This is a genomic window from Arthrobacter sp. MP_M4 (genome assembly GCF_035984855.1).
In the GTDB taxonomy this organism is placed as follows: domain Bacteria; phylum Actinomycetota; class Actinomycetes; order Actinomycetales; family Micrococcaceae; genus Arthrobacter.
The window spans coordinates 20,253-33,736 of sequence record NZ_JAXCHX010000014.1 but is presented as its reverse complement, the minus strand read 5'-3'; the positions used below and the strand labels follow the sequence as shown (position 1 = coordinate 33,736).

12 protein-coding genes and 2 riboswitches are annotated in these 13,484 nt (G+C 66.6%); of the genes, 3 read left to right on the top strand and 9 right to left on the bottom strand.

What is annotated here, in order from left to right; translation table 11 throughout:
* Nucleotides 1-230 precede the first annotated feature (230 nt).
* The 3 genes from RCH15_RS11645 to RCH15_RS11635 are packed head-to-tail and all read left to right on the top strand — an operon-like array spanning nucleotide 231 to nucleotide 2,499.
* Nucleotides 231-977, top strand: a complete 747-nt coding sequence (locus RCH15_RS11645; protein WP_326960823.1) for a hypothetical protein — start codon at nucleotides 231-233, stop codon at nucleotides 975-977.
* Entirely contained in the window at nucleotides 974-1,759 is a 786-nt protein-coding gene (locus RCH15_RS11640) for a hypothetical protein (RefSeq protein WP_326960822.1), read from the top strand. Before RCH15_RS11645 ends, RCH15_RS11640 begins: the two co-directional genes overlap by 4 nt.
* Nucleotides 1,760-1,764: 5 nt before the next feature.
* Nucleotides 1,765-2,499, top strand: coding sequence for a hypothetical protein (locus RCH15_RS11635; protein ID WP_326960821.1), 735 nt, complete (start codon nucleotides 1,765-1,767; stop codon nucleotides 2,497-2,499).
* Nucleotides 2,500-2,735: 236 nt separating this feature from the next.
* On the opposite strand, the gene RCH15_RS11630 is transcribed toward RCH15_RS11635, so the two are convergent.
* The 9 genes from RCH15_RS11630 to RCH15_RS11590 form a co-directional block, all read right to left on the bottom strand.
* Complete coding sequence (locus RCH15_RS11630) at nucleotides 2,736-5,759, bottom strand: alpha-mannosidase (protein ID WP_326960820.1); 3,024 nt, start codon at nucleotides 5,757-5,759, stop codon at nucleotides 2,736-2,738.
* Between the two features lie 101 nt (nucleotides 5,760-5,860).
* A complete protein-coding gene (fdhD, locus tag RCH15_RS11625; protein ID WP_326960819.1) occupies nucleotides 5,861-6,733 on the bottom strand; it encodes a formate dehydrogenase accessory sulfurtransferase FdhD in 873 nt (290 codons plus the stop codon).
* Between the two features lie 77 nt (nucleotides 6,734-6,810).
* Complete coding sequence (locus RCH15_RS11620; protein ID WP_326960818.1) at nucleotides 6,811-8,232, bottom strand: molybdopterin molybdotransferase MoeA; 1,422 nt, start codon at nucleotides 8,230-8,232, stop codon at nucleotides 6,811-6,813.
* The gene (locus RCH15_RS11615) at nucleotides 8,229-8,516 is read right to left on the bottom strand and encodes a DUF6457 domain-containing protein (protein WP_326960817.1); all 288 of its coding nucleotides are present in this window, start codon (nucleotides 8,514-8,516) and stop codon (nucleotides 8,229-8,231) included. Before RCH15_RS11615 ends, RCH15_RS11620 begins: the two co-directional genes overlap by 4 nt.
* Nucleotides 8,500-9,219 carry a molybdenum cofactor guanylyltransferase gene (gene mobA, locus RCH15_RS11610; protein ID WP_326960816.1) on the bottom strand — a complete coding sequence of 240 codons (720 nt, stop codon included), beginning with the start codon at nucleotides 9,217-9,219 and terminating at the stop codon, nucleotides 8,500-8,502. The genes RCH15_RS11615 and mobA overlap by 17 nt, the downstream gene beginning before the upstream one ends.
* Nucleotides 9,220-9,278: 59 nt before the next feature.
* Nucleotides 9,279-9,779, bottom strand: coding sequence for an HNH endonuclease (locus RCH15_RS11605; protein WP_326960815.1), 501 nt, complete (start codon nucleotides 9,777-9,779; stop codon nucleotides 9,279-9,281).
* Between the two features lie 217 nt (nucleotides 9,780-9,996).
* On the bottom strand, nucleotides 9,997-10,851 hold the full coding sequence (locus tag RCH15_RS11600) for an NlpC/P60 family protein (protein WP_326960814.1): 855 nt from the start codon (nucleotides 10,849-10,851) through the stop codon (nucleotides 9,997-9,999).
* Nucleotides 10,852-11,160: 309 nt separating this feature from the next.
* Nucleotides 11,161-11,320, bottom strand: a riboswitch (cyclic di-AMP (ydaO/yuaA leader).
* A gap of 147 nt (nucleotides 11,321-11,467) precedes the next feature.
* Nucleotides 11,468-12,289, bottom strand: a complete 822-nt coding sequence (locus RCH15_RS11595) for a M23 family metallopeptidase (RefSeq protein WP_326960813.1) — start codon at nucleotides 12,287-12,289, stop codon at nucleotides 11,468-11,470.
* A 4-nt stretch (nucleotides 12,290-12,293) separates the two neighbouring features.
* Nucleotides 12,294-12,509, bottom strand: a riboswitch (cyclic di-AMP (ydaO/yuaA leader).
* Nucleotides 12,510-12,649: 140 nt separating this feature from the next.
* Nucleotides 12,650-13,348: a metal-dependent transcriptional regulator gene (locus RCH15_RS11590; RefSeq protein WP_326960812.1), complete on the bottom strand. Its 699-nt coding sequence runs from the start codon at nucleotides 13,346-13,348 to the stop codon at nucleotides 12,650-12,652.
* Nucleotides 13,349-13,484: the final 136 nt, after the last annotated feature.

The window sequence follows — 13,484 nt, the reverse complement described above, 5'->3', positions numbered from 1 at the left end:
ATTCTCTCACCGCGGCCCGTTACGGCCAGCCACGGGTGGGGGTTGCCGGTTCTGGCGACCACCGGGTTCCGGGCATGAAAGAACCCGCTGGTCCGGACTTGGGGGGTGTACGGACCAGCGGGTTCGAACAATTAGCATAGTTGAAGAAGCACCTCGGGTAAAATCAAGGCAGCCCACGCACTCGGCAGCACCCCAGCCGCATTTCCATTCGACTCCGCAGGAAGCCATTAATGCCCTTATCCGCCAAGGCGTTTCAAGCCTGGCTCCACCGGGTCGCCCCCGCCGCGAGCACAGCCGATATCTGCAGGATTTCCGGCATCAAGCGCACCACACTCGCCCAGCAGCTGGTCCGCGGGAAGGTTGCAGAAAGCACCCTTGTCAGCATCAGCCGGGCCCTGCACCGAAGCCCGCTGGCAGACCTCGGATCATTCGAGAGTTACGCGGAGCTGGCCGGCCAGCCGCGGCCGCCCACAGCCGCCGAGCTGGTAAGCCAGATCGCTACCATGGACCTGCTGCGCGCGGTCATTTCCCGGTCAGCCCCGGCGTACGGCGGCTTTGGCGATGAAAGCAGCTCCCAGACCCCGGCGCTTGGCCCCGCGCCGCACGCCACCTCGGTCCGGAATTGGGTGGACGCGATCGACGACGGCGAGTTGCGGCACCGGGTGTCCGCGGCCACCGGGGTCGCGCCGCAGAACTATTCGGCCCAATTGACCGCAAACCGGCTCTCAGTGGAGCTGGCGGTCGCCACCTCCCGCGCTGCCGGTGTGGGATTTACGGGCGGACTGGTCGCCACCGGTCTGATTACCGAGGCCGAGGCCGGTTGGGCCCCGGAGGCGAAGCAGGCCGCCCTGGATGCCCTGTCTGACGGCGAACTTACCGCCCTGGCCGGCGAGCGGCTACAGTCCCTGGGCAGATTCCTGCGCCGCCAGGAGCAGGAAAACGAACAAACCAAGACAATATTGGAGAACCTCGGATGATCGCGATCCTGCAGTGGACCACGTTGGCGGTCTGCGCTCTCGCCGCGACCGCCCGTATTCCAAGCGCAATTCGGGGTGAAAACCGGTCAATCTTCGGCATTTTCCTGCTCTCGACGGTTGCAGTTCTGCTCAGCATCGATCCCACGTATGTGGCCATCGATATCTGGCTGGGGTCCGCTAACTACACGAACCTGATCCTTCGCTTTGTTGTTTACGCGACGGTGCTGCTGGCCGGGTACCGGGTCGCCAAGGCGTTCAATGCGACGAACAGCATCCGGTTTATTGCCGGCCCCATAGGACTGGCGGTTCTGGCCGCCGTGGGCGTCGCCACTTTCGTGCTCTTCCTGCTGGCCGACACCGCAGGGACCGCCACCGGGCTAACGACGTTGCCCGCGCGGAGCCCTCGAAACGCGGCACTCATCGAGTGGTATGCAGCGACGGGGCGGCTGTACCCGTCCTATGTGGCGGCCTGCATTCTGCCTGCCACCTACCAAGCCGCCAGTCAGCGGCTGCCCGCCACAATCCGGCTCGGAGCACTGTTGCTGACGATCGCCTTTGCTGCGATGGCGGTCGGGTCCTTGTACCCCCTGATTCCCAGCAACTTCGGCTATCTGGAGTACATCATCAACTATGCTTCGGTCCTATCCCTCGCGCTGGGACTCGCCTGCGTCTGGATCTCTGCTCTGATGGCCAAGCGATCGTCCCGCCGCGGACCATCCCTGGCTTCTTCGACTGGCCTGGACGCAGATCAAGCAGGCGCCGCAGCGAAGCGACGGGCATAGACTTCATGACCTCACCCCTGGAGTGGGCAACCCTGGCGGTGTGCTGCGCAGCGCTTCTCCTGCGGCTGCCGGACGCAGTGCGCGGCCGGAACCGGACCGTGTTCGGGATCCTTCTCCTGGCCACGCTGTGCAGCCTGCTCGCCGTGTCCGAGCTTTATGCAGTGGTGGACGGTGCGCTCGGAGGCAGGGATATCACGAGTCTGATCCTGCGCTACACCGTCTTCGCAACGGTCCTGCTGGTGGGCAGTCGCCTCACCCGGGGCCTGGGTGCTGCCCGGGAGCAAAGCCTCATCACCGGAGGCCCCGGCTGGTGGGCGTTGGGGCTGAGTTGCCTGGCCGTGACGGTAACGTTCTTCCTCGGGTACGGGCCACGGGCCGGGGTGCAGGACTGGTCGTCGGGCGGCGCCGGAAACCCCGCCCTGGCACCTCTCTATGCTGCTGCCGGCCGAACGTATCCCGCCTATGTCTCCCTGGTCCTGATACCACCCCTGCTGGCAGCCTTCCGGGGCCGGTTGCCGCGCCTGGTCCGGGCCGGCGCCCTCACAGTGCTGCTCGGCGCTTGCTTCGCCGTCCTGAGCCTTCCGGCGTCACTGGGACCTGCGGGCTGGTCCGCGGCGCAGGACTTCCTCAATTACGGCGCGGTGCTGGGATACGTCGTTGGCCTCGCCCTCTTCTGGTTCTCCGGGCTGGTCACTAAATCTAGTAACGCTCAGGCAACATTCAGTCACAGGCGCCGTTAGGCATTCACAAAATCATTAGACCGTGAGAGAATCATGAATGTGTGAAAGCGGCAATCACTTCGTGGACGGGAACGCTCCGTGCGGAGCCAGGCAGCCGCCCAAACGCCATTGGGGGGATGAGTGGTAGCGGTCCGCAAGGACCGCTCCCACTCAGCCTGTTTAACGGCCCGGACTGCGCCTGGGCGGCGCGGGCAATCCGAGCCGGAGCCCGGGAAGGGCATCCTTCGGAAAGTACCTCAGCGCACGAACCTCAGCGTGACCAGCTGGAAAGGCCGGAGCGCCATGGCAACCGAGTTCCCTTCCACAACCACCCCGGGAACTGCCGTAGCGCGCTCCAGCAGATCCACGCTGCGGATGCCAGTGACCGCGAAATCGGCTGTGACGCGCCCGGTGGAGCGCTCCCCCAGCGATTCATAAACCCGGACGATCACGTCGCCGGAGCCGTCCTCGGCGAGCTTTACGGCCTCAACAACGAGAGCCGGGTTGGACACCGCGATGAGCGGCTCCGCCCCGTGCCCGCCCTTGAGTACCCGGGGTGCCAGATTTGTCCGGTACCCCTCCTCGACGGCATCGGCGATGCTGGCACCGGGCCGGATGGTGACGTCCAGCTCCTGACGGCCGCGGTCCGCACCGGGGTCCGGGAACGTGGGCGCCCGCAGCAGTGAGAGCCGAACAGTGGTGGTTGTTCCGCCGTCGTCCTCCCGGATGTTCCGGGTGACGTCGTGGCCGTAGGTCGCTGAATTCGAAATGGCCACCCCGTAGCCAGGCTCGGCGACCTGGATCCATCGATGGGCGCAGATCTCGAACTTGGCCGTTTCCCAGGACGTGTTGAGATGGGTCGGACGGAACACGTGCCCGAACTGGGTCTCCGATGCTGATCGGTCCGCGCGGACGTCGAGGGCGAACCCGAGCTTGAGCAGCTTCTGGCTCTCCTGCCAGTCAACCACCGTCGAAATCGCCAGGGAGGCGGCACCGGCCTCAAGCGTGATCCGCTGGGTGACCGGGGAGGAACCGGCAAGCCGTTCCACCACTACGACGGCGTCCCTTCCGCCGGCTTCCAGGCTCACCGAGCGGGCGTCGGTCAGCGCGACGACGTTGCGGCGGTAGAAAGCGTCAATGTCCCAGGCGTCCCACTCGTTCGGGGTGTCCCGGTGAAGTTCAAGCAGGTTGCCGAACTGTCCGGGAGCAATCGCCTCCCGGCCGCTGGCGTAGTCAAGAAGGGATTCCAGCAGACCGTCGGCATTGACGACGGCGCGGATAATGCCGTTGTCCAGGATGAAGCTGCCGGCAGCGATGGTGGCCAGCGCCGCCGGTGCGGTGGCCACCGGAGCGGCGGCGGCCAGGGCAGGAACGCCGCAGCGGCTGTGCGGTGCGGCGTTGAGCAGGAAGTCGGTGTCCCCGGCGCCCAGCAAGGCACTGCCGGCGTCGGCGATGATCGCCTCAAGCTGGTGGCCCACGGCGGCGTAATTTCGCTCGGCGTCCTGGTGAACCCAGGCGATGGAACTGCCGGGGAGGATGTCGTGGAACTGCTGCAGGAGGACCAGGCGCCAGAGCCGTTTGAGCTCGGCGGCCGGGTACGGGTAGCCGGTCCGGACCGCGGCCGTGGCGCACCACAGCTCAGCCTCCCGCAGAAGGTGTTCGCTGCGGCGGTTGCCACGTTTGGTTTTTGCCTGGCTGGTGTACGTGCCGCGGTGCAGTTCGAGGTACATCTCACCCACCCAGACCGGGAGGGCGTCGTAGTCGGCCTCGGCCCGGGTGAAGAAGGTGGCGGCCGAGCCGAGCTCCACTTTGGGAGAGCCCTCAAGGTCTGCGGTGCGGCGCGCTGCGGCAAGCATCTCGCGCGTGGGTCCGCCGCCGCCGTCTCCGTAGCCGAACGGGACCAGCGAGGTGGTGCCGCGGCCATGGTCCCGGTAGTTCCGCTCGGCGTGGGCCAGTTCGCGGCCGCTGAGTTCGGAGTTGTAGCTGTCCACCGGCGGGAAGTGCGTAAATATCCGGGTGCCGTCGATCCCTTCCCAGTTGAATGTGTGGTGCGGCATCCGGTTCACCTGGTTCCAGGAAATCTTCTGCGTCAGGAACCATTTGCTGCCGGCGGCCTTAACGATCTGCGGCATGGCAGCCGAGTAGCCGAAGGTGTCCGGGAGCCAGGCTTCCTCGCATTCGATTCCGAATTCAGCCAGGAAGAAGCTCTTGCCTTCCAGGAACTGGCGTGCCATGGCCTCGCCGCCGGGCATGTTCGTATCAGACTCCACCCACATGCCGCCGACGGGAACGAACTGGCCCGTCGCGACCTTTTCCCGGATCCGCCCGAACAGCTCCGGGTACAGCTCTTTGATCCAGGCCAGTTGCTGGGCCGAGGAACAGGAGAAAACGAAGTCGGGGTCCTCGTCCATCAGGGCGATGACGTTGGAAAACGTGCGGGCGCACTTGCGGACGGTTTCGCGGACGGGCCAGAGCCAGGCGGAGTCAATATGGGCGTGTCCGGTAGCGAGCAGGCGGTGGGCTGAGGCATAGGCCGGCCGAGCCAGCACCCCCGCCAACGCCTCGCGCCCCGCGGACGCTGTGCCCGCCACGTCCTCGGGATCCAGAATGTCCAGCATCCGTTCCAGCGCGCGCAGGATCTCGTGCCGGCGGGGCAGCTCCATCGGCAGTTCGTGCATGAGGCCGGTAAGGGTCCACACGTCCTGGTGCAGTTCCCAGACGGTTTGGTCGAGTTCGGCGATGACGATCCTGCCGAGCCGGTACTTCGGGTCCTCACCCGAGGTCGCCTTGTCGCCGTAGGGGGTGGCCTCGAATGTCCAGCCCTGGGACAGGTCGGGGTTGGCGGCCGCCTCGACGTAGAAGTCGATGGACATCCCGCTGCCCAGGAGCTTGAGCGGGACGTACTGGTTCCGGGGCGAAATGGCCTTGATGATGGTCCCGTCCGGCCGCCAGGCGATACCTTCGCACTGGAAACCAGGAAGATCGCTGCTGAATCCCAGGTCCACGATCACTTCCACGGAGGTGTCCGCTGCCGTGCCCCACGAGTCCGGAACCTGACCCTGGAGCCGCAACCACTTGGTGCTCCAGGGCTTCCCCCAGGCCGCTCCGTGCTCCTGCGGCGTGAACTCCTGCTGGAGCGCCTCCAGCGCGGGAACCGGCTCGCCCGGGGCGTCCCAGCTGCTCAGGGTCAGCGGCACGCTGCGCGGATAGATCGCAGGGACCAGGCGTTCGCGGACGAAGCGGTCTAGGCGGACTTCCGTAAGCCGGCGGTCGTCATGCAATGTGGTCCTCTTAGCGCTGGCGTGGATGGCCGAAATGCATCCAATCGATGGCTAAAATGTACGTCGTCGTCAGCCCCAAGCCAAGCAGCGAACCGCCGACATTACCGCTGCACCGGAGCGGGCGCCGCTATGCGGTGGGCGCCTGCGTACACGTTCAGGGACGTGCGGCGGCTGAAGCCGGCCAGCGTGATGCCTCTGGCCTCGGCCAGCTCGACGGCCAGGCTCGACGGCGCGCTCACGGCCGCCAGCACGGGAATCCCGGCCAGTGCGGCCTTCTGGACCAGTTCGAACGACGCCCGTCCGGAAACCTGCAGCACGGTTCCGCGCAGCGGCAGGAGGCCCTCGCGCAATGCCCAGCCCACCACCTTGTCCACGGCGTTGTGGCGGCCCACGTCCTCACGCAGGCAGAGGAGTTCGGCGGAGCCGTCGTCCGCCGTGCGGAACAGACCCGCGGCATGCACGCCCCCGGTGACGTCGAACACGGCCTGGGCTTCCCGCAGCTGGTCCGGAAGGGCCGCGAGGGTGGCCACGGGGACCACCAGCGGGTCCTCGGCCGGGCTGTAATGCGAAGACTTGTGGACGGCCTCGATGGAGTCCGTGCCGCAGATGCCGCACGAGCTCGAGGTGTAGACGTTCCGCCCCGTTTCCGGGCGGACGACGTCGGGCCTTAGCTGAGCTTCCACGACGTTGAACGTCTGGACGCCGTCCTCGTCCTCTCCTGCGCAAAACCGTAGCGAGAGGAGTTGTTCGGGGTGCCAGATGACGCCTTCGGAGACGAGGAAACCCGCTACGAGGTCAAAGTCGTGCCCCGGAGTCCGCATGGTGACGGAGAATTGCATGCTGCCAATTCGAATTTCCAGCGGCTCCTCAACGGCGAGCACGTCTTCACGGTGGCGGACCGGGAACTCCAGGGCTTGGGGGGATCCGTCCAGGACATATTTGTGCACCTTGCGGCGCTGCGTGACGCGGCCCATCACGTACTCCTAACCAACATAGTTTCATTCTGGCAAGCACTGGGCCGGGTGGCCAGTGCGCGTTCGGGACCGGGTTCTCAGCCCAGCAGCTCACTCCAGTCCACAGGGCCGCCGGAACCGGCGGACTTGCGGGACGTTCGTTTGGGTGCGGGTTCTTTCTTCACCGCCGACTCCGGCAGCGGCACGCTCCAGGGAAGGGCGAAGGCGGGAACCGCTTCTCCCAGCTGAACCCCGTGCGGCGGGACAACGAGGACGCCGTCGGCCGCGGCCAGCCCGCGCATCATGCCCGAACCGGTATGTTGCGCCGGTGAGGCCATCCCGTAGACAAGCCGGAACGGCATTAACCGGGTCCGGCCGGGAAGGGGGCCGATCAGGGAGCCGCACGTGACATCCGTGACGTGCGGCGGGGGCCGGTGCCCCAGCGCGGCCAGGAGCGGTGCACCGATAGTTGACAGGGCCATCATGGCTGCGAGCGGGTTGCCCGGCAATCCGATGATGAACCTGCCGTCCGGCAGTTCAGCCAACACGGCAGGGTGGCCAGGGCGCATGGCGATGCCATCGATCAGCAGGCGGCCGCCGAGCTCGGCCACCGAACGCCGCAGGTGGTCAGTTCCGGACAGTCCGGTGCCGCCCGTGGTGATGACGACGTCGGCGGGCAACGGCTCAGCGCCGGACCCGCCGGGAAACTCTCCGCTATCCTCCGCCGGGTCGGTGTCCGCCAGGGCAGAGAGCCATGCTGCGTAGCTGTCGCCAATTTTCGCTTCGCCCGCACAGGTGCCGCCGAGCATTTCCACCACCGCCCCTAGCTGGGGACCGAAGGTGTCGCGCACCTGGCCCGGCTGCGGAATTCCCGCCGAAACCACCTCGGACCCGGTCAACACCAGCCGGACCACGGGTTTGCCCAGGACCGGGACCGTGTCGTGGCCGGCCAGGGCGGCGAGGGCCACGTGCGCCGGGTTGAGCCGGACCCCGCTCCTAATCAGCACGTCGCCGGCGGCGGCTTCCTCCGCGGCTTTTCGAATGTGTTCGCCGTTTCGGGGCTCGCCGGGCTTGGCAGCGCCAGCGAGCTTTAGGACGGGCAACCCGTCCTCGTCGGCGGCAATCAGGCCGCTTTCGCTGCGCAGCACGGCCTTCGCCCCGACGGGGATCAGCCCGCCGGTGACAATCGGGCTGGCCTGGTGGGGAGCCAACCGCTGGCCGGGTTCTGCGAGGATCCAGGGTCCGCTGCCGTTGACCGACCATCCATCCATGGCGGAGGAAGCGTAATGCGGCATGTCGACGAGCGCTTCCACGTCGGCGGCGAGGACGCGCCCCAAAGCGGCGCGGAGGACGACGGGCGCGGCGGGAATGGGCGTGGCGCAGTCGAAGGCGAGCTGCCAGGCTTCGAGCCAGGTGTGCGCGAGGTGCCGGTGCGCTGTGGGTTCGGTGTCACCTGGCACCGCCGACGGACCGCTTGCCGGCCGGGCAGCCGCACCGCTGATTGGAGGTGCAGCTGTCATGCTCCCGGGGCTTCGGTGGCTGCGTAGTCCTTGGCAAGCCGGCGGGCCACGGCCATGGCGGCCTGCATCGAGACGGCATCGCTCGCCTGGCCGGAGCCGGAGGCAAGGCCGGCGGCGAAGCCGGCGATGAAAGTCGTCAGAGGGGCAGCCGGGCGCACTATCGAGTGCGCTGCCACTCCTGCCAGGGAAAGGACCTCATTGACGTCGACTTCGACGTTGTCCAGTTCCAGGGCCTGAAGCAAAGCGCGGCACCAGTCTTCCAATGTTTCATCCTGGCTTTTCACCGTTTGCCTCCAAGGTCGAGTTCAGCTGGGGAGTCCCGGGCCGGGCGCCTGGAACGGAACGGCCGATGCCGCCGCGGCCCTGCCTTCCGGGCGGGCCGCACACCCCTAAGGCGGCGGCATCGTCCCATGTATCCACATCATCGGTGGACCCGTCCGGAACGTTGACGTCGCGCACGTCCAGCCTAGCAAGAAGGCCGAATATGGAGGCGTTCTCCAGCGCGCCGCGTTGCCGGGCACCGGCCACCGCCCGTTGTAGCGCAGCCGTGCTATATAGCCCTGCCAACGGCTGTCGGCGTCCGTCCGCCGACACCGCCACCAGCCCGTCCCCGCCAGCCGCCTCCGCGGCCGCGGCCAGCAGCGATTGGACGGCGGACTCCGCCCGGGGCATGTCGACGGCGAGGACAAGGGTGTAGGGGTCCGCCCCGCTCTCCCGGGGACCCTGGCCATGATGGCGTTCCAGGGCGTCGAGCCCGGCGGCGACGGCCGCGGCGGGACCTGCGAAGGGTGGATCTTCGCGGCAGCTCAGCACACCGACCGGCAGCATGCCGGGGTCTGGCCCGACCACGGCAATGGCCAGGGCACCGCGCGCCGTCCGCAACGCCAGCTCCAGGAGGGTGGCGCCGCCGTGGGTCAGCCCGGATTTGGGAACGCCTCCCAGCCGGGATGACCGGCCCCCGGAGAGAATGACAGCATCGAATTCCACCGGTCCAGCCTAGCGCGGTCTCGGCCTGGCGGCCCGGACCGCGGAGGTACGCGCCGGAGTCAGGCGGCGGATTCCGGCAGTAGGAACGGGTCCCATGCGGGCGTCGGCTTCTCCAGCTCCTTGATCTGCCAGGTGGTGCCCCTGGGGGGCGCGGGGCAGAAGCTGAGCTTCCACCCCATTTCCGCCGGAGTGTGGTCGCCCTTGGCGTTGTTGCACCGCAGGCACGCAGCGACGAGGTTTTCCCACGAGTCCGCCCCACCCCGTGATTTGGGCTGGACGTGGTCGATGGTGTGGGCGGCTTTGCCGCAGTACGCGCAGCGGTGACCGTCCCGGCGCAGCACTCCCCGGCGGCTCACCGCCGTCGTGGTGTTGTACCGGGGCCTGATGTAGCGATGAAGGAGGATCACTGAAGGCCGACCCAGGACGTCCTGCGGCCCGACGACGGGATCCTCCCCTTCCGCGACAACACTGGCCTTACCCGTCAGCACAAGGACCAGTGCCCGGCGGAAGGTTACAACCGCCAGCGGTTCATATCCAGCATTCAGCACAAGAGTGCGCATCCGCATACCTCTTCACGGCCGCACCCGCCAGGGGCACGAGGGCCGGCTGCCCTCTGCATGGTCGGGCTATGGATCGACTAAATAAGAGTAAACACGGACATGGCAATTCGCCGAATTTTTTTCCCGTCAGCGACCCGCTCGAAGGCTGGATTGTTCAAGGCAACGCAAAAGACCCCCGCCACAATGGCAAGGGTCCTGTGCGTTGCTTCAGCGCGACTTAGCCGCCGACGCGGATGAACACCGGGCCGGAGCCGACGTTGACGCTCTGCAGGGAGGTGGTTCCACCGTTCCAGCCGCCGTGAACTGCCCGGCCATTACCGACGTAGACAGCGATGTGGGCCATGCCGGAGCCACCGTTCTGGTAGTAGGCGAGGTCGCCCGGCTGTGCCTCCGCAGCGCTTACCGTGCGGCCGAGGGACAGGTAACCTGCCGGCCAGCCGTGGTAGTTGATACCCGCAGCGGCCAGCGCGTTCGTGGCAAGTGCGGTGCAATCCTGGCCAACGCCGAGCTGGGCGTAGGCAGCGGCTGCGATTGTGGCGCCCTTGCCGCTGGCGGCGGCCGGTGCGCGGGTGGCGGCCGGTGCCGCTGCCGTGGCAGCTGCTGCGGTGCGGGTAGCGGCGGGGGCAGCTTTGGCCGCGGGGGCAGCCTTGGCGGCGGGGGCGGCTGCGACGGGGGCAACCGTGGCAGCGGGGGCGGCTGCGACGGGGGCAACCGTGGCAGCGGGGACTTCCTGGACCTTCACGACGGGCTTCGGTGCCTCGACGACCGGAGCCGGCGAGGTGGTGACCGCCGGCTTCTCGTAGGAGATCGCGATGGTGGAAGCAGCGGAAATGGTCGCCGGGGCGGCCGACTGAACGTCGAGAGTGGAAGCCGACGTGGACTCGCGCTGGACATTGGTCTCAGCAGCGTTGGCTGCGATACCGCTGGTCAGGACAAGGCCCGACGCTGCGGCGATAACTGCGGCCTGGCGGCCCATGCCACCGGCGTTGCCGCCGACGGTCTTGGCAATAACGGCCAGCGAGTTGGTCTTGGTGACCTCGGCGCGGTGCCGTGCGTTTGCACGAATAGTCATTAAGTTCTCTCTTTCGTGATCCTGGGTCTGCGCTTTTTGGGCGCAGGCTGAGGACGCTCCGGCATCTTGGGGGTACGCCGGATCGCCCCGAAATGGGTTACTTAGCGAAGGGTGTACTGCGAAGACGCGCCAAAAGCGGGAACTGCTTGCAGGTGCATAGCCTGCGGGCCGGACTCAGCAGAGATTGAGTCGGCAGTGCGGAGTCCGGTTCGGGCGCCGGCAAGGGCGGCACAAACGTTGGATTCCAGCGGGCTCGTAGGAGCCGCGCAAGCGCGATAAAGCGCAGCATTGTGGCGTGAAGACACGAAAGTAGCCTCTCCCAATGCCTGCGAGGTGAGCTGTCGGATTCGGATGGGAGTCACCCGGCCGCTCGGCTTCCGTAGGAAGCTTTACGACTTAACCCCAAGGTCTTCTTGCGAAGACCAAAATTGGTTCCCCCGCCCCTGCCAGACGATGTCATGCGAACGGACCTTGAGCGGTGGCAGAGCTAGGCAATCCACTCAAGAGCGCCAACTTCGGAAAAGTTGGCGTAGGTCAAACGGTACAGCAGTGCGGACCGAATGTCACATTCGGGTCACGGCGTGTTCCCAGAATTTGAGAGCACCCCATCAGATTTCTACAGCCATCCGGTCGGGTCAACGACTTCGCCGTTGACCATGACTTCGAAGTGGAGGTGGCAACCGGTGGAGGCACCGGTGGTGCCGCTCAGCGCCAGGACATCGCCGCGGGCGAGTGTCTGGCCCACCTTGACGCTGGCGGAGGACAGGTGGTTGTACGTGGTCTCCAGGCCATTACCGTGATCGACCACCACCCGGTTTCCGCCACCGTAGGGATGCCAGCCCGTGAAGGTCACGGTGCCGCTTGCCGCGGCGTGGACGGCCGTGCCACATTGGGCCGCGTAGTCCTGGCCGCGGTGGAACTCGCCGGAGCCGCCGGTGATCGGGCTGACGCGGTAGCCGAACGGCGACGCGGTTTTCAAATCGTCCAAGGGCGCGCCGAGCACGCCTGTTGACGCTGCGCGGGTGATGGAGCCGACCGACTGGGCGCTCAGCAGTTGCTTGAGCTTCCCGTCCGGATCGCTCTGGGTGGTGACAGCGCTGCGGTTGAAGTCGATCTTTGCGTCTGCGGCCGTGATGGCGGGCTGGACCGCGGCGGGGACGGCATCGGACACGGTGCCGGTGTCTATGGCCATCACGGGTGCGGCCGCCGGGGCCATCACCGTGAGTATTAATCCCGTGGCGGCCAGCGCAATCCCGGCCTTCTGGCCGACGCCGCTGGCGGCGGCCAAGTCCGTTACCTGGCGGAACGCGCTGCGGCGGACCCGGCGATCGTCTCGGTGCGTTTCACGCGGGTGGTCGGCGGGGGCAGCAAGGGCCGGGCGCGGCTCCGGAGCGGCGCCGGTCGCGCGGCGGCGGCCCCTTGCGGTTTGGGTGGTCAAAGACGAATCCTCTCTGGAGAGCCTGCGGAGTTAGCTGTCGGATTCGGGTCAGAGAGATCAAAGACCCGGTCCGCCGTAGCAAGCACGCAGACACAGAGGGCTCCAGCGGAGTCCTCTGGTTACACGTGATTGCCGCTGACGGACTTCACCCCGAGGCCGCTGAACAGCCAAAAAGTGGTTCCCCCGCCCCTGCCAGAAAGTGATACTGCAACTGGTCCGCTGGCAGAGCTCGGCGTCGGATCAGATAACGGTTTGGTATCGGTGCTTGTTTTCAACTATAGGCGATGAAGCTGTCCAGAGATAAATCCGTTATCCATCTTGTGCGCCACCTTTGGGCGTCCGCGAGCTTGAGGGCGGCGGTTATGACCCGACGGTAACGAAAACGTGGGCGGCGACCTCGGGAGGAAGTTCCAGCGCACCTTCGATGTCCGGCACGCGCACGGAAATGTACTCACCGACGCGCTCCAATGAGATCAGTGCCCCCGGCCGGATGCCGCCCTCATCGAGTTGAACCAGCAGTTCCGGTTCAACTTGGATGGGTTCCGCCAGCCGGTTGACTCTGACCACCGAACCGGGTCCGTAGCCGGCCATGGCGTCGAGCAGGTTCACCACGCCGTCGGAATAGGGTGAAGAGGGCAGGCCGCCAAGCTCCGCGAGGCCCGGAATCGGATTGCCGTAAGGCGAGACTGTGGGGTGGTCGAGTAGCTCAAAGATCCGCCGCTCCACCCGTTCGCTCATCACGTGTTCCCAGCGGCAGGCCTCCTCATGGACGTAGGCCCAGTCGAGCCCAATGACGTCTGCGAGGAGCCGTTCGGCCAACCGGTGCTTGCGCATGACACCGATGGCTCGCCTCCGGCCGGTTTCGGTCAGTTCAAGGTGCCGGTCACCGGAGACAACCACCAACCCGTCGCGCTCCATCCGGCCGACGGTCTGGGACACGGTGGGACCGGAGTGGCGCAGCCGTTCGGCAATGCGGGCACGAAGAGCAACGATGTTCTCTTCTTCGAGTTCCAGAATGGTCCGGAGATACATCTCGGTTGTGTCGATCAGATCCGTCATTCAGCTCCGCTCCTCAAGCGCCGTCCCTGCGTGCTTTCCACCGTACCGCGTGCTGCTGGCGCCCTGGCGGGGTCCGCCGTACGTTCGCAGGCCAGCTTAGTCTAATTTGAATTACTCCGGATAATCTCAATGACCG

What these genes read in the sequence shown, in the direction of transcription:
- RCH15_RS11645 (WP_326960823.1), top strand. Translation starts at nt 231, where the DNA reads ATGCCCTTATCCGCCAAGGCGTTTCAAGCCTGGCTCCACCGGGTCGCC.
- RCH15_RS11640 (WP_326960822.1), top strand. Translation starts at nt 974, where the DNA reads ATGATCGCGATCCTGCAGTGGACCACGTTGGCGGTCTGCGCTCTCGCC.
- RCH15_RS11635 (WP_326960821.1), top strand. Translation starts at nt 1,765, where the DNA reads ATGACCTCACCCCTGGAGTGGGCAACCCTGGCGGTGTGCTGCGCAGCG.
- fdhD (WP_326960819.1), bottom strand. Translation starts at nt 6,733, where the DNA reads ATGGGCCGCGTCACGCAGCGCCGCAAGGTGCACAAATATGTCCTGGAC.
- RCH15_RS11620 (WP_326960818.1), bottom strand. Translation starts at nt 8,232, where the DNA reads ATGACAGCTGCACCTCCAATCAGCGGTGCGGCTGCCCGGCCGGCAAGC.
- RCH15_RS11605 (WP_326960815.1), bottom strand. Translation starts at nt 9,779, where the DNA reads ATGCGCACTCTTGTGCTGAATGCTGGATATGAACCGCTGGCGGTTGTA.
- RCH15_RS11600 (WP_326960814.1), bottom strand. Translation starts at nt 10,851, where the DNA reads ATGACTATTCGTGCAAACGCACGGCACCGCGCCGAGGTCACCAAGACC.
- RCH15_RS11590 (WP_326960812.1), bottom strand. Translation starts at nt 13,348, where the DNA reads ATGACGGATCTGATCGACACAACCGAGATGTATCTCCGGACCATTCTG.